Genomic DNA, 14,690 nt, shown 5'->3' on the forward strand with positions numbered 1-14,690 from the left:
CGCAATTCCAAGGAGACCTGAATGCGACCCAGCAGCGCGCTTTCGAAATTTGTTCGCGGCCTCGGCCTGGCGACCGCCATGGCCACCGCCGCGGTGCCGGGGATCAGTCACGCCGCCGACTTCCCGTCCAAGCCCATCAAGATCGTCGTGCCTTACGCGCCCGGCGGCGCGGTCGATATCGTCACCCGGCTGGTGGCGCAGAAAATGGGCGAAACGCTCAAGCAAAGCATCATTATCGATAACCGCCCCGGCGGCGCCACCAATATCGGCATGGACATCGTGGCGCGCGCGCCGGCCGACGGCTATACCTTGCTGACGGCGTCCAATTCGCTGGCCAGCAATGCTTCGCTGTTTTCCAACCTGAACTTCGACCCGGCCAAGGACCTGATTCCTGTTGGCGCCATCGGCTATGCGCCCCTGGTGGTGGTCGTCCCGGCCTCGTCGCAGTTCAAGACGCTGCAGGACATGATCGCCTACGGCAAGGCCAATCCGGACAAGCTGACGTACGCGACCGCGGGCAACGGCAGCTCGGGCCATCTGGCCAGCGAACTGCTGAAGGACGAAGGCAAGTTCAACGCGCTGCACGTGCCGTACAAGGGCGGCGCGCCGGCCATCACCGACATGCTGGGCGGCCGTATCGACTTCATGGCCATCAATCCCGTCGAGGCCATTCCGCACATCAAGGCCGGCAAGATGACGACGCTGGCCGTGCTGGACAGCAAGCCGTCCGCGTTGCTGCCGAGCGTGCCGACGATCTCGTCCCTGGGCCTGCCCAACGCAGCCGCGTCCGTATGGTGGGGACTGTGCGCGCCCAAGGGCACGCCCGCCGATGTGGTGGCGACGTTGAACGACGCGCTGCAGAAGGCCTTGGCCGACGGCGCCGTGCAGTCGCGGCTGTCGGAACTGGGCGCGGTCACCACTCCGGGCAGCGCGGCCGACTTCGGCAAGTTCGTGCAGGACGAAACGGTCAAGTGGGCCCGCGTGATCAAGGCCGGCAACATCAAGGCAGACTAGAAGGCCCACCCCCGAAGCGCTCCGCGCTTCCCCCTCAAGGGGGCGACGCTGGCGGACCGGCGGAGCCGGATCCGCGGCGTCCTGGGTCGCTCGGGCAGACGGCGTTGGTTTCTCGGGAGGCCGGGGCGCGCGGGCTGGCCGGTTCGTGAGTTCCGAGGGGCGCGACATCTTGCAGGGCCATGCGGGTGCGCGTGGCGTTTTGGAGAATGGCATGACTTACGCGGTACGAAATATCCAGCGCGCCGATGGCGCGCTCATCAAGCAGCTGGCGGCGGCGGGTACCGCCACGGTTCATGAAGCCCAGGGGCGTAGTGGGCTGCTGCAGCCTTACATGCGTCCCATCCAGACGGGTGTGGCAATCGGCGGCAGCGCGGTCACGGTGCTGGCGCATCCGGGCGACAACTGGATGCTGCACGTGGCCATCGAGCTGTGTCAGCCGGGCGACGTCATGGTCGTGGCCTGCAGTGCGCCGAATACCGACGGCATGTTCGGTGAACTGCTCGCCACGTCCATGCAGGCGCGCGGCGTCGTCGGCCTGGTGATCGATGCCGGCTGCCGCGACGTGCAGGCGCTCAAGGACATGCGCTTTCCGGTCTGGTCCAAGGCGATTTCCGCCAAGGGCACGATCAAGGCCACGCCCGGATCGGTCAACCTGCCGGTGGTGTGCGGTGGCGCCATGGTGTCGGCCGGTGACGTGGTGGTTGCCGACGATGACGGCATCGTGATCGTCCCGCGCCGCCGCGCGGCGGCGGTCGCGCAAGCCTGCGACGCGCGCCTGCAGAAGGAAGCCTTGAACCGCAAGCGCCTGGCCGCCGGCGAGCTCGGGCTGGACATCTACGGCATGCGCGATAAGCTGCGCGAAGCCGGCCTGGTGTACGTGGATAGCGAGAACGACCTGCCCTGAATCCGCGCTGCTTACGCGCTCAGGCAGCAAAGCCGGGCCCTGGACGGCCGCCGACCGGATGATCCGGCGGCGGCCGTTCAGGGCCCGTTGTCGTTCTTCATAGTTCCTCGGACCACCCAACTCTTATATAATATATAAGACAGTCGCCCCAAAGTAACCCGAACCCCGCAACCTTCTCCTTGGATTCCCCGGCATGAAGCCCGCAGCGAACGCCGCAGCGCCCACGATCGAGCAGCCGCTCGCCGATCCGCCCACCGTGTGGCAGTTGTTCATGGGCTTTTTCTGGTTGGGGATGACGGCGTTCGGTGGCGCCTTGCCGCTGGCGCGCCGCATGACGGTGGAAAAGCATCGCTGGATTTCCAGCGAAGAGTTCACCACGCTGCTGGGCCTGTGCCAATTCATGCCAGGGGGCAACATCATCAACCTGTCCGTGGCCTTGGGCATGCGCTTTCGCGGCGTGCCCGGCGCCGTCAGCGCGATGCTGGGCTTCGTGCTCGTGCCCACGATCGTCGTCATCATGCTGGGCGCGGTGTACGACCATTTCCAGAACGACCCGCACGTCAGGCACCTGTTCGCCGGCCTGGCGGCCGCGGCGGCGGGCTTGCTGATTTCGCTCACCTTGAAAATGGGCGCGCCCCTGCTGAAAAACCGCTGGGGGCTGGTGGTGGCGGTGCTGTGCTTCATCGCCATCGCGGTCATGCGCATGCCGCTGCTCCCCACCATGCTGCTGATCACGCCGCTCAGCATCCTGATCACCTGGAGGATGCGCCGATGACCACCATCCTGATCCAGCTGGCCGTTCTTTTCACGCAGTTGTCGCTGATCGCTTTCGGCGGTGGCAATACCATCCTGCCTGAAATGCAGCGCCAGGTCGTCGACGTGCATCACTGGATGACGGCGGAAAACTTCACGGCGCTGTTCGCGCTGGCGCAGGCGGCGCCGGGCCCGAACCTGATGATCGTGCCGATGATCGGCTGGCATATCGCCGGGCTGCCCGGCATGCTGGTCAGCAGCTTCGCCAAGTTCGTGCCGTCTTCGCTGGTGGTCATCATCGTGATGCGCCTGTGGGATCGCTTCAAGGACAAGCCGTGGCGCGCGGTCGCGCAGGCAGGCATATTCCCGGTCACGGTGGGCCTGCTGGCCGCCAGCGCGACCTTGATCACCGAAGCCTCGGTCGATGGCTGGCTGCTGGGCGCCATCGCGGCGGCCGTGGCCTTGCTGGGTTGGCGCACGCGGCTGCATCCGCTGTGGCTGCTGCTGGGCGGCGCGCTGATCGGCCTGGCGGGATTGCCTGGCGGTTTCTAGCTTGATCCACGTCAGGTCGCGTTCGGCGGGGATGGCGTAGAATTTCTGCCCTGGCTTGAACCTCCGGCGTGTCGATGATCCGATGCGCCGGGCCGCGTGGAATACCCGATGTCTTCGCCGTTGACAGCTGCCCAGCTGGATATCCTGCGTGAGCAGGGCTTTGTGGTCGTACCCGATTTCCTGCCCGCCGCACAGCGCGACGAACTGCGCGCGCTGGCGCAGGCCCAACTCGAACAGGTCATCGCGCCGGTCGAGTACGAGGCTGACCTGGCCTATCCCGGCGCACCCGCTTCGCGCCAGGCAGAAGGCGGCGGCACCGTCAGGCGCCTGCTGGATGCCTATGCCCGCGATCCGCGCTTCGCCGCCTGGGCCACCGCGCCCGCCGTGGCGGAATCCTTGCAGCGTTATTTCGGCCAGGCGCCCGTGCTGTCGCGCGCACATCACAACTGCGTGATGACCAAGCATCCGCGGTTCGGCAGCCTGACCGGCTGGCACCGTGACATCCGTTATTGGTCCTTCGATCGCCAGGACCTGGTGTCCACTTGGCTGGCCTTGGGGCGGGAGACCGCGCATAACGGCGGATTGTGGCTGGTGCCTGGCTCGCATGTGATGGACTTGTCGGCCGAGCGTTTCGACGACGCGCAGTTCCTGCGCGAGGACCTGCCCGAAAATGCGGCCCTCATCGCGCGCGCGGTGTCGCCGGAACTGGCGCCAGGCGACGTTTTGTTTTTCCATTGCAGAACCTTGCACGCCGCCGGCCGCAACCAGAGCGACCAGGTCAAGCTTTCCGTGGTCCACACCTACCACGCGGCCGACACGCATCCCCTGCCGAACACCCGGTCGGCCAGCAAGCCGGAAGTTCCGCTGGCGCCCGCGCCGCGCTGATACGGCGCCGTCCGGCGCCCCGTTGAAACCTTCTCGCCGACGGGATGTCACAACGACATCCCGTCACGAGTTGCTATCATGGTTTCAGATCGCGAAAAACAGGGGAATCCCGGCCAGCCCGGTTCCGGGCATCGGCGCCCAGGGCAGGGCAGTTCCGAGCTGGATGGCCCCGAGCTGGATGGCCCCGGGCTGGATGGCCCCGGGCTGGACGGCCCCGGGCTGGACAGCCTGGACAGTGGTACCCGCGTATCGCCCGCCACCCTGGCGGCGCTGTTCGACGGCGGCCGGAAGATCTCGACCTGGCACCTGATCAAGCCATACTGGGTCTCGGAAGACCGCCATCGGGCCAGGGGCCTGCTGGCGTTGGTGCTGGCGTTGAATCTGGGAATCGTCTACGTGAACCTCAGGGTCAACACCTGGTACGCGACGTTCTATGATGCCCTGGATAAACGCGACCTTCCCGCGTTCACCCACCTGGTTTTGGTTTTTACCCTGCTGGCTTTCATTTTCATTGCGTTGAGCACCGCGCAGATCTACTTCCGCCAGATGCTCGAGTTCCGCTGGCGCCAGTGGCTCACCGACGTATACCTGCGGCAATGGCTGATCAGCCGTTCCTATTACCGCATGGAACGCGACCGTATCGTGGATAACCCGGATCAGCGTATCGCCGAGGACCTGCGCAGCATGGCGAGCAATACGCTGGCGCTGTCCATAGACCTGGTATCGACGGTCGCCACCTTCTGCGTCTTCGTCTCCCTGTTGTGGATCCTGTCGGGCGCGCTGGCGTTCGCGCTGTTCGGCCATCCCGTGCATATCCCGGGCTATATGGTCTGGGTCGCCATCGGCTACGGCATCCTGGGTTCCTTTCTGGTGCACAAGATCGCGCGCCGGCTGGTCGACGTCGGCTATCGGCAGCAGAAAGTGGAAGCCGATTTTCGCGTGCTGCTGGTGCGCGTGCGCGAAAACGCCGAGCAGATCGCCTTCTACGATGGCGGCCCGCAGGAAGGCCGGCGCGCGCGCGTGGCCTTCAAGGCCGTGCGCAACAACTGGCGCGAAATCATGCGCTATACCAAGCGGCTGGTGTTCGCCAATTCCATCTATTCGCAGATCGCCGTGATCTTTCCGCTGGTCGCCGCCGCGCCGCGCTACTTCGCGGGCGCCTTCACCCTGGGCGTACTCATGCAGCTGAACAACGCGTTCGGCCAGGTCAGCGGCGCCTGTTCGTGGTTCATCAACAGTTATGCCACGCTGGCGGACTGGCGTGCCACCATCAACCGCTTGCGTGAGTTCAGCATGCGCATGGGGCAGGGCGATCCGGACCGGTTGACGCGCGAGCAGGGCCACGAAGTCGCCGCGCGCGGCCTGCAGATCTTCCGTCCCGATGGCCAGGCGCTGGACGTTCCGCCCGAATTCCGCCTGCGTCCTGGCGAACGTTGGCTGGTGCGCGGCCCGTCCGGCGCCGGCAAGAGTACGCTGCTGCGTACCCTGGCCGGCCTGTGGCCGCATGCGTCGGGCTCGCTGACCATGCCGGCGGGAACGGATATGCAAGGCTACGCGGACGCCAGCGCCGGTCCGGGCGCGCAGCCTGGCCGGGATGGGGGAGGGCGCCACGTCGCGCTTTTCCTGCCGCAGATGGCGTACGTGCCGGACGGCACCTTGAAGCAGGCCGTCTGTTATCCGGACAGCGCCGAGGCCTACAGCGACGCCGAGTGCGCGGACGTGTTGCGCCTGTGCAGGTTGGAAGCCTATGCCGGGCAGCTGGACGCGATCGACGCCTGGTCGCGGCGCCTGTCGCCCGGTGAAAAGCAACGCCTGGCGTTCGCGCGCGCGCTGCTGCTCAAGCCCGATTTCCTTTTCATGGACGAGTCCACGTCTTCGCTCGATACCGACACCGAGCGTCATCTGTACGAAACGCTGTTGCAACGCCTGCCGCGCGCGGCCATCGTCAGCGTGGCCCACCGGGATACGCTGGCGCGCTTCCACACGCACGAAATGCGGGTGGGGCCGCAGGCGGGCGCGCAGCAACTGGCGCTGGCGGCAGCCGGAGCCTGAATGCCTGCATTGACGCGCCGATCGCTGGCGGCCGTCGCCGCGTCCCTGGCGGCCTGCCTGGCATTCGCCTTGTCCGGCGGCCACGCGCATGCCCGTGCCGATGTCGATGCAACGGCGCCGGCGCGCATCGTGGCGGCCATGTCGCCCGACATCGAGCCTTCGGCGGCTGCGCAGCGTGGCACCGCCATCGTGCGTGCGGCCACGCAAGCCGGCGACATCAGCGAAAGCTTCGTCATCGCGCCGGCGGTGTTCTGGCGTGAGATCTTCCCCGGCATCCTGCTGCTGCTGGCCACCGCGGTAGGCGTGTCGCTGGGCTATTGGCAGTTGCGCCGCGAGGTCATGCGGCGACGCGCGGTCGAAGCGCAATTGCAGGCGGCCCGCGATCTGGCGGACAGCGCGGCCCTGGCCAAGGCGACCTTCCTGGCGACCATGAGCCACGAGATACGGACGCCGCTCAGCGGCATCATCGGCATGCTGGACCTGCTCATGCGGGCGTCGATGGGGTCGGAGCAACGGCAGATGCTGGGGGCCATCAACGCCGCGACCACCTCGCTGTTGCAGATCCTGGACCAGGTGATGGATTTCTCCAAAATGGAGGCGAACCGCATGAGCCTGGAGTCCGTGCCGGTGGACCTGCGCGCCATGGTGCAGAGCGTGGTCATGGTGATGGGCGAGCCCGCGCGCCGCCGCGGCGTCAAGACCCCGTATGAAATCGACGACAAGCTCAACGAGGCGCTGCTGGGCGATCCCTTGCGGATCCGGCAGATCCTGACCAACCTGATCAGCAATGCCGCCAAGTTCACTGCGCATGGCGAGGTGCGGCTGACGCTGACCGTGGATGCGTCGGATGCGGGCCACCAATCGCTGCGCTTCGTCGTGGCGGACACAGGCATAGGCATCCCCCGCGAAAAACTGGCGCAGGTCATGACGCCGTTCCTGCAGGCCGATACCTCGATCTCGCGGCATTACGGCGGCAGCGGCCTGGGACTGTCCGTGTCCAGCCGGTTGGCCGCGCTGATGGGCGGCCAGCTGTTGTTGAGCAGCGCGCCGGAGCAGGGTACGCGCGCCACCTTCGTCTGCCGCCTGCCGATCGCACGGCGTACGGATGCTTCCGTCACGGCACGCGCCGGCGCGATGCCGAGCCAGGCATTGCCCGGCCCCGCGATCCCACCGTGTTCCAACGCGGACGCGATCCCAACGGGCGCGGACCCAATCGACGCGAACTCAATGGAAGCGAACGCGATGGACGCGAACGCAGTGGACGCGAATCCACTGGCGGCCATGGACGCCATGCCGGATGTCGAGCTGCGCCCGGACGCGCCGCGCCTGCTGGTGGTGGACGACCATGCGATCAACCGCGACCTGATCCGCAGGCAGCTCGCCACGCTGGGGTATGCCTGCGACGCGCGCGCCGACGGGGCCACGGCCCTGCAGGCCTTGCGTTCGGGCCGCTATGCCATGTTGCTGACGGATTGCCAGATGCCGGCAATGGGTGGCGCGGAGCTGGTCCAGGCCTGGCGTCAGGAAGAATCGCGCTGCGGCTTGGCGCGCCTGCCCATCGCCATGGTCACCGCGCGGCCCCGTGAGGAGCCATCCCGCGATCCCGACATCGATGCCCATATCCGCAAGCCCGTCACGCTGGACCGGTTGCGGGCGGTCCTGATGGAGTGCCTGCCTCCGGAAGCGGTGACGGCCGCGCTGGCGATGGAATGCGCGCCGGCGGCGCCGCGAGGCGGACTCGCCCTGGCGGTGCTCAGGGAAAATTTTCGCCAGGACGATGCCGCGCTGCGTGGCTTCCTGCAGGCCTCGCTGACGGCCTTGCGCGCGGACCTGGCCCAGGCGCGGTCCGGACTTACGCCGCAGTTCTGCGCGCGCTACGCCGACTGGCTGCATCGCGCGCTGGGCGCGCTGGGGATGCTCGGGCACTGGCCGGTCGTCGATCAGGGTAACGCGCTGGAGGCCGCCTTGCTCGATACACCGGGTCCGGACCTGCTGCCCGACATGCAGGCCTTCCTGCGGGCCTTCGCGGCGACCATCGACGATATCGACAGGGAAGCCCGGCAGGTTTGACGGGTCGGCTACGCTTTGACGCGGGGGCTTGAAACCCGCGGCAGCGCGGCGTCCGACGGCGGCGCGAGCGTCAATACCGCGCGTCGTCGCTTGCCATGCCCATCAGTCCGGTCATCCTGTCCGGCACCTGGCTGAGCGCCGATCCCGCCATTTCCATGGCGTGGTAGCTGCCGTCCGAACCGCGCAGTCGCAGGCGCAAGCGACGCAAGGCGTACGATTCGGTGCCGGTGTTCAACCAGGCGCGCACCGGGTCGCGGTCGTCCTCGTGCACGTGGCGCAGCCAGTCCGCCAACGGCATGGGCTCGTTCGCCACGTCGATGCCGTAAGGCAGCCGGCCCAGCCAGTACAGGCGTTCCTCAGTGCGGCGATATTCCCAGGCGACCTGGCCGCTCACGCGCAGGGCGGCTTCGAGCTGGCGGGTCAGCGCGGCGGTGCGTTTCAGGGCCTGTTCCCGGTCGGCGGAAAGCGCGGTGGTGACCAGGCTCAGCAGCGACGCGCAGCCCAGGAAGCCTTGCACCGCCAGCAGCGGTTCGCCGGTGAAGTGGTCCATATTGGCGTAGGGTCCCATGCCACTCAGGGTGTAGGAGCCAGCGACCAGCGCGAGTCCCGCGACGGTCAGGGTGCTGCCGGCCGCGCCCCACGCCAACGCCACGATGGCCACGAACAGCAAGGGTCCGTAGCTCACGCCGAATCCGTCGTGCCAGATGAAGTGCGCGCCGCTGGGCGGATTGTTGAAAACCAGCGTCGTACCCGCCAGCAGGGCGAAGGCGGCGATCAGGCCTATCCAGAGATGCAGCACATTCTGCTCGGCCAGCGCCCGCGGGCGGAAACGCGACCAGGCCAGTATGGCCGGCGTGGTGATGATGCAGCCGACGAAGCCCGCCAGGCTCCAGACATACCAGTGCGCGGCGGATGCCGAGGTATCCACGGCACGCAGGCCCAACGCGGCCAGGGCCCCGCCGCCGATGCTGCCCAGGGCCAGCACCACGATGAACCATAGGGTGGCACGCAGGGTCGTCAGCACGGCGGGCGCATAGGTGCGCCAGCGCCACAGTGCCGCGACCGCGCCGCAGAACGCCAGGTCGGTCAAGGCGAAGACCAGCGCGACCGGCACCGACCGGTTCCCCACCTCGACGCCGATCGCGACGTGCAGCGCGGCGGCCAGGGCCATCCAGCCGATCCAGCAACGCGGCGGATTGAGCATGAGCGCCGCCATCAACAGGCCCGCGGGCGGCCAGAACAGCGTGGACAGCGTGACCGAGTCCCGCTCGCGCATGCTGACCGCGGCCAGGCAGGCATAGCCCAAGGTGTATCCCAGCAGGCACAGTACGCGGTGTCGCGTCATGGCGTCAGGAGAAGGATGGGATTTGAACATCGGACGCATCTTACAATGCTGATCCGGGGGACAACACACCGTTCGCAAGGGAAGAAATGATGGACATTCAGCGCTTTCGCCGATTGGCGGCATCGCTTGCCGCGACCGTACTCGGGGCCGCATGCATCGCGCATGCAGAGGCGGCATCGCGTCCCGCCGTCGAGGCCAGGAACGGCATGGTGGTGACCTCGCAATACCTGGCTTCGGAAGTCGGCGTCAATATCCTCAAGATGGGCGGCAATGCCGTCGACGCCGCGGTCGCCGTGGGCTATGCCCAGGCCGTCGTCAATCCCTGTTGCGGCAACATCGGCGGCGGCGGGTTCATGACGATACATCTGGCCGACGGCCGGGATACCTTCATCAATTTCCGCGAAACCGCGCCGGCGGGTGCGTCGCGCGATATGTACCTGGACGACAAGGGCCAACTGGTCAAGGGCGCCAGCCTGTACGGCTATCGCGCGGTCGGCACGCCGGGCACGGTGCTGGGCATGGACACGGCGCTGCGCAAGTACGGCAGGCTGTCGCGCCAGGCCGTCATGGCGCCGGCCATCGAGCTGGCGCGCGCAGGCTTCGTCTTGACGCGCGCGGACACGGACATCATGGACACCAGTACGGAAATGTTCCGCCGCGATCCCGTAGCGGCGAGGATATTCCTGCGTCCTGACGGCACGCCGCTGCAGCCGGGCGACCGGCTGGTGCAGGCCGACCTGGCGCGTACGCTGCAGGCCATCGCCGATCACGGCCCCGATGCGTTCTACAAGGGTCGGATACCGGCGGCCGTCGAGCAGGCCTCCATGCAGGGCGGCGGCGTGATCCGCGCGGCCGACTTCGCCGCATATACCATCACGGAAACCGCGCCCATCACCTGCAATTACCGCGGTTATGTGTTCGTGTCGGCGCCGCCGCCCAGCTCGGGCGGCGCCACCCTGTGCCAGATCCTGAACATCCTGTCCGGCTACGACCTGCGCGCCATGGGCTATGGATCGGCGCAATCCGTGCACGTCATGACCGAGGCCATGCGGCATGCCTATATGGATCGCAATACCTACCTGGGCGATCCCGCCTTCGTCGACAATCCGCTGGGCCGCCTGCTGAGCAAGTCGTACGCGGCGGCGATACGCGAGAAGATCGCCGGCGACCGCGCCACGCCATCGAAGGAGGTGCAGCCCGGCATGGCGCCGCATGAGAAGACCGAGACCACGCATTACTCCATCGTCGACAAGGACGGCAACGCGGTGTCCACCACGTACACGGTGAACGGCCGCTTCGGCGCCGGCGTCATCGCGCCAGGCACCGGCTTCTTCCTGAACGACGAAATGGACGACTTCACGACGAAGATAGGGGCACAGAATCTGTTCGGCCTGGTGCAGGGCGCCACCAACGCCATCGCCCCGGGCAAGCGGCCGCTGTCGTCCATGGCGCCGACGCTGGTGACGCGCGGCGGCAAGACCTATATGGTGCTGGGTTCGCCGGGTGGCTCGCGCATCATCACCATTACGCTGGAAACCGCCATCAACGTCATCGACCACGGCATGGCGCCGCAGGAAGCGGTGGATGCGCCGCGCATCCATCACCAATGGCTGCCGGACGAGGTCTATTACGAGAAATACGGCCTGTCGCCCGACACGCTGAACATCCTGCGCGGCATGGGCTACAAGATGGTCGAGCAGACCCCTTGGGGCGCCGCCGAGCTGGTGCTGGTCGGCCTGCCCGACGAAGCCGCCGGGCAGGGCGCGGCCAGCTCGGGCAATGACGCGTCGGTGTCGGGCGCGGTGCGCCCGGGCTATCTCTATGGCGCCAACGACGAACGCCGTCCCGCTGGGGCGGCCCTGGGGTATTGATGACGATCGAAGAAGACCTGGCGCGGCGGATCAAGGAGCTGGAAATCAAATCAGGCTTCGCCGAGGATCTGCTGGAGCAGCTGAATCAGGTGGTGCACCGGCAGCAGTCCCAGATCGAAAGATTGGCGCAGACCATAGGCCAGCTGCGTCGGCAGATCGACGACGCGGACAACGCCAAGGGGGCTGTCCGTGGCCCGCGCGACGAGTTGCCGCCGCACTACTGACGGGGCCTGGGCCCGCACCTGGGCTTGGACGCGGCCGTTGCAGGTCAGCGCCGCGTCGACAGGCGTGCCTGCAACGCATGAAAGCCGGCCAGGAAGACTTCCTGGCCGACGAAGCGCTTGAGCTCGGCTTCGCGTTCCGCAGGCGCCATGAATTCGGCACTCCACTCGCCAAAGCAGCGATCGCCGTCAGTGACGGGCGTGAGCTTCAGCGTCGCGACGTAGTCGGAAACGCCCATGGGGCTTTCCAGTATGGCGTAGGTGAAGGTGTAGTCGTAATCGGACAAGGCCAGCAACTGCTCCCGGATCAGGCCGCCGTCGCGTGTGTGGAAGCGGCGTACGCAGCCGACGCGATCGGCGGTCAGTCCGTTCTCTATCGTGGAGTCGGCAATCACCGGATGCCACTGCGGCATGGCATCGAAGTCCCGCACGGTGGCCCAGACCTCGCCGGCCGGAGCGTCGATGACGCTGGAGACGAAGACCGTCGTCATGCTTTCTTCTCCCCGGTGGGTCCGGCCAGTGTGGTCGCGCCCGCCATCCGGTTGATGTCCGCGCTGTCCAGGCCGATCTCCTTCAGCAGCTGGTCCACGATGGGCGCCTGGGCGCGGAAGCGCAGCGCGGAATTGACGACGCCGTCGGAAAACGTGCCGCCGTGGTCATGGCCGCCCACGCCACCGCCGCCCGCCAGGCCGTCGACGTGCATGATGCGTATGCTGTCTATCTTCTCCATAGGCTTGACCGATTCGCGGATGATGCCTTCCACTTTTTCGAGCAGGCGCATGCGCAGGGCCGACGCGCGTGCTTCGGGCGTCAGGATGTTGGACGACTCGTTCATCATGCGCAGCCCTTCGGCTTCGACCTCGTGGCGGATGCGGGCGGCGGCCAGGCGGATGCGGTCGGCGTCGGCTTCCGCTTCGGCCTGGGCGCGCATTGCGTAGCCGCGGTCTTCGCTGGCGGCGCGCTCGGCTTCGGCGGCGACGCGCACGCCCAGGGCTTCACGCTCGGCCGCCTGGGCGGCGGCGACGAGTTCGATGCGCTTGCGCCGTTCGGCCATCTCCAGTTCGCGCGCCGTGAAGATTTTTTCCTCGGCGGCGACGGCCAGGGCCCGCGCCGTGTCGGCCGCGGCCTGGGCTTCGGACTGGGATTTCGATTGCATGGCCACGGCGATGGAACGCTGCTGTTCGGCCAGTTCGACGGCCTTGCGGCGCTCGATCTCCGCCGCCTGCAGTTCACGGTCCTTGTTGATGCGGTTGGATTCGACGATCTGTTCCGCGCGCAGGCGGGCTTCTTCCACGGCCTGCTGCGCGGCGATCTGCGCGCGCTGGCCTTCCTTGTCGCGCTCGGCCCGTTCGCGGGCCAGCGTCGCGCGCTGTTCGGCGCGGGCGATCTCCAGGTCGCGCTCCTGCGCCAGGCGCGCGCCTTCCGATTCGCGATCGATGTCCAGGGACAGCTTTTCCGCTTCCAGGTTCTTGTTGCGGATCGCGATCAGGGTATCCTGCTCGATGTCGTTGCGCTGCTTCTTGCGCCGCTCGATCTGTTCGGTCAGGCGGGTCAGGCCTTCGGCATCGAAGGCGTTGCTGGGGTTGAAGAACTCCATCGATGTCTGGTCCAGCTGGGTGAGAGAAGCGGCTTCCAGCTCCAGGCCGTTCTTGGTCAGGTTCTCCGCCACGGCTTCCCGCACCCGGCGTACGTAGTCGCCACGCCGCTCGTGCAGCTCCTCCATGGTCAGTTCGGCCGCCACGGTACGCAGGGCGTCGACAAACTTGCCTTCCAGCAATTCCTTCAGCTGTTCCGGCGCCATGGTCCGTTGTCCCAGCGTTTGCGCGGCATCGGCCACCGCCTGGGCGCTTGCCTGCACGCGCACGTAGAACTCGGCGATGACGTCGACGCGCATACGGTCCTTGGTGATCAAGGCCTTGTCGCGGCCGCGCGAAACCTCCAGCCGCAGCGTGCTCATGTTGACGGGAATGACGTCGTGGACGATGGGCAGCACCAGGGCGCCGCCGTCCAGCACCACGCGCTGGCCGCCCAGTCCGGTGCGGACGAAGGCGCGCTCCTTGGATGCCCGCAGGTACAGCCAGTGCAGCAGTCCGACGACGATGGCGGCGACGATCGCGATCGCGAGCACGATCAGCAGGAAAGTGCCGAATTGTGAGCCTGACATGATGAGCCTCTTTTATCGGGTGATTTGCTTGAACTGGCGCGCGGTTTCCGTCAGCGCGGTTTCGGCCGGCAGGCGCTCCATGCTGGAGGCGCCGAAGAAGCCGTGGCATTGCGGGCATGCGGACAGGATGTAGGCGGCATCCTCCGGCGCGGAGATGGGGCCGCCATGGCATAGGACGATGACGTCGTCGCGGGCGGCGCGGGCCGCGTCCGCCCAGGCCTGGATGCGCGGCACGCAGTCGCGCAGCGTGAGCGCGGTGCGCGCGCCGATGTCGCCGCCGGTGGTGAGGCCCAGATGGCACACCACGACGTCGGCGCCGGCCCGCGCCATGTCTGCCGCATTGGCTTCGCTGAATACATAGGGGGTCGTCAGCATGTCCAGCGCATGGGCGCGCGCGATCATGTCGACTTCCATGGCGTAGCTCATGCCTGTTTCTTCCAGGTTGGCGCGGAACACGCCATCGATCAGGCCGACGGTGGGAAAATTCTGCACGCCCGAGAAGCCCAGCGCCTGCAGCTGGCGCAGGAACGGTTCGGCCAGCATGAAGGGATCCGTGCCGTTGACACCGGCCAGCACCGGGGTATGGCTGACCACGGGCAGCACTTCGCGCGCCATCTCCAGCACGACTTCGTTGGCATTGCCATAGGCCATCAGCCCGGCCAGCGACCCGCGGCCCGCCATGCGGTAGCGGCCCGAGTTGTAGATCACGATCAGGTCCACGCCGCCGGCTTCCTCGCAACGCGCGGAAAGTCCCGTGCCGGCGCCCGCGCCGATGATGGGCTCGCCGCGGGCGATCATGCCGCGCAGGCGTTCGAGTATGGTTTCACGCGTGATGCGTGGCATGATCGTTCTCCTGGCC

The 14,690-nt window shown here is 67.1% G+C and carries 13 protein-coding genes; 9 read left to right on the forward strand and 4 right to left on the reverse strand.

Features of this window, described 5'->3' with window-relative positions; genetic code table 11:
- The first annotated feature begins 21 nt into the window (after nt 1-21).
- From CAL12_RS12410 to CAL12_RS12440, 7 genes are all read left to right on the forward strand, one after another.
- Nucleotides 22-1,014, forward strand: coding sequence for a Bug family tripartite tricarboxylate transporter substrate binding protein (locus CAL12_RS12410; protein WP_086064719.1), 993 nt, complete (start codon nt 22-24; stop codon nt 1,012-1,014).
- A 211-nt stretch (nt 1,015-1,225) separates the two neighbouring features.
- Nucleotides 1,226-1,918: a 4-carboxy-4-hydroxy-2-oxoadipate aldolase/oxaloacetate decarboxylase gene (locus CAL12_RS12415; RefSeq protein ID WP_086064720.1), complete on the forward strand. Its 693-nt coding sequence runs from the start codon at nt 1,226-1,228 to the stop codon at nt 1,916-1,918.
- Nucleotides 1,919-2,111: 193 nt separating this feature from the next.
- Nucleotides 2,112-2,693: a chromate transporter gene (locus CAL12_RS12420; protein WP_086064721.1), complete on the forward strand. Its 582-nt coding sequence runs from the start codon at nt 2,112-2,114 to the stop codon at nt 2,691-2,693.
- Nucleotides 2,690-3,223 carry a chromate transporter gene (locus tag CAL12_RS12425; RefSeq protein ID WP_086064722.1) on the forward strand — a complete coding sequence of 178 codons (534 nt, stop codon included), beginning with the start codon at nt 2,690-2,692 and terminating at the stop codon, nt 3,221-3,223. Before CAL12_RS12420 ends, CAL12_RS12425 begins: the two co-directional genes overlap by 4 nt.
- Before the next feature lie 108 nt (nt 3,224-3,331).
- A complete protein-coding gene (locus tag CAL12_RS12430) occupies nt 3,332-4,108 on the forward strand; it encodes a phytanoyl-CoA dioxygenase family protein (RefSeq protein ID WP_086064723.1) in 777 nt (258 codons plus the stop codon).
- 78 nt (nt 4,109-4,186) lie between these two features.
- Complete coding sequence (locus CAL12_RS12435; protein WP_198298433.1) at nt 4,187-6,160, forward strand: ABC transporter ATP-binding protein/permease; 1,974 nt, start codon at nt 4,187-4,189, stop codon at nt 6,158-6,160.
- Entirely contained in the window at nt 6,161-8,230 is a 2,070-nt protein-coding gene (locus CAL12_RS12440; protein WP_086064724.1) for an ATP-binding protein, read from the forward strand.
- A 70-nt stretch (nt 8,231-8,300) separates the two neighbouring features.
- On the opposite strand, the gene CAL12_RS12445 is transcribed toward CAL12_RS12440, so the two are convergent.
- Nucleotides 8,301-9,605: an MASE1 domain-containing protein gene (locus tag CAL12_RS12445; protein WP_157792967.1), complete on the reverse strand. Its 1,305-nt coding sequence runs from the start codon at nt 9,603-9,605 to the stop codon at nt 8,301-8,303.
- 176 nt (nt 9,606-9,781) lie between these two features.
- Here CAL12_RS12445 and ggt point away from each other — a divergent pair, with 176 nt between their 5' ends.
- Both ggt and CAL12_RS12455 read left to right on the forward strand, forming a co-directional pair.
- Nucleotides 9,782-11,446 (forward strand): gamma-glutamyltransferase, encoded by a 1,665-nt coding sequence (gene ggt / locus CAL12_RS12450; RefSeq protein ID WP_232464881.1) that lies wholly within the window; start codon nt 9,782-9,784, stop codon nt 11,444-11,446.
- Complete coding sequence (locus CAL12_RS12455; RefSeq protein ID WP_086064725.1) at nt 11,446-11,670, forward strand: SlyX family protein; 225 nt, start codon at nt 11,446-11,448, stop codon at nt 11,668-11,670. Before ggt ends, CAL12_RS12455 begins: the two co-directional genes overlap by 1 nt.
- Nucleotides 11,671-11,714: 44 nt before the next feature.
- On the opposite strand, the gene CAL12_RS12460 is transcribed toward CAL12_RS12455, so the two are convergent.
- From CAL12_RS12460 to CAL12_RS12470, 3 genes are read right to left on the reverse strand one after another with little or no spacing between them, the layout of a single operon-like run.
- Nucleotides 11,715-12,158 carry an SRPBCC family protein gene (locus CAL12_RS12460; protein ID WP_086064726.1) on the reverse strand — a complete coding sequence of 148 codons (444 nt, stop codon included), beginning with the start codon at nt 12,156-12,158 and terminating at the stop codon, nt 11,715-11,717.
- Nucleotides 12,155-13,831 (reverse strand): flotillin family protein, encoded by a 1,677-nt coding sequence (locus CAL12_RS12465; RefSeq protein ID WP_086064727.1) that lies wholly within the window; start codon nt 13,829-13,831, stop codon nt 12,155-12,157. The genes CAL12_RS12460 and CAL12_RS12465 overlap by 4 nt, the downstream gene beginning before the upstream one ends.
- A 12-nt stretch (nt 13,832-13,843) precedes the next feature.
- Nucleotides 13,844-14,674, reverse strand: coding sequence for a phosphoenolpyruvate hydrolase family protein (locus CAL12_RS12470; RefSeq protein WP_086064728.1), 831 nt, complete (start codon nt 14,672-14,674; stop codon nt 13,844-13,846).
- Nucleotides 14,675-14,690 lie beyond the last annotated feature (16 nt).

The sequence above is a fragment of the Bordetella genomosp. 8 genome (genome assembly GCF_002119685.1).
GTDB lineage: Bacteria > Pseudomonadota > Gammaproteobacteria > Burkholderiales > Burkholderiaceae_B > Bordetella_C.

Excerpts from the sequence above, each read along its gene's own strand:
- CAL12_RS12410 (WP_086064719.1), top strand. The coding sequence starts at position 22 with ATGCGACCCAGCAGCGCGCTTTCGAAATTTGTTCGCGGCCTCGGCCTG.
- CAL12_RS12415 (WP_086064720.1), top strand. The coding sequence starts at position 1,226 with ATGACTTACGCGGTACGAAATATCCAGCGCGCCGATGGCGCGCTCATC.
- CAL12_RS12420 (WP_086064721.1), top strand. The coding sequence starts at position 2,112 with ATGAAGCCCGCAGCGAACGCCGCAGCGCCCACGATCGAGCAGCCGCTC.
- CAL12_RS12425 (WP_086064722.1), top strand. The coding sequence starts at position 2,690 with ATGACCACCATCCTGATCCAGCTGGCCGTTCTTTTCACGCAGTTGTCG.
- CAL12_RS12430 (WP_086064723.1), top strand. The coding sequence starts at position 3,332 with ATGTCTTCGCCGTTGACAGCTGCCCAGCTGGATATCCTGCGTGAGCAG.
- CAL12_RS12435 (WP_198298433.1), top strand. The coding sequence starts at position 4,187 with ATGGTTTCAGATCGCGAAAAACAGGGGAATCCCGGCCAGCCCGGTTCC.
- CAL12_RS12440 (WP_086064724.1), top strand. The coding sequence starts at position 6,161 with ATGCCTGCATTGACGCGCCGATCGCTGGCGGCCGTCGCCGCGTCCCTG.
- CAL12_RS12445 (WP_157792967.1), bottom strand. The coding sequence starts at position 9,605 with ATGTTCAAATCCCATCCTTCTCCTGACGCCATGACGCGACACCGCGTA.
- ggt (WP_232464881.1), top strand. The coding sequence starts at position 9,782 with ATGGTGGTGACCTCGCAATACCTGGCTTCGGAAGTCGGCGTCAATATC.
- CAL12_RS12455 (WP_086064725.1), top strand. The coding sequence starts at position 11,446 with ATGACGATCGAAGAAGACCTGGCGCGGCGGATCAAGGAGCTGGAAATC.
- CAL12_RS12460 (WP_086064726.1), bottom strand. The coding sequence starts at position 12,158 with ATGACGACGGTCTTCGTCTCCAGCGTCATCGACGCTCCGGCCGGCGAG.
- CAL12_RS12465 (WP_086064727.1), bottom strand. The coding sequence starts at position 13,831 with ATGTCAGGCTCACAATTCGGCACTTTCCTGCTGATCGTGCTCGCGATC.
- CAL12_RS12470 (WP_086064728.1), bottom strand. The coding sequence starts at position 14,674 with ATGCCACGCATCACGCGTGAAACCATACTCGAACGCCTGCGCGGCATG.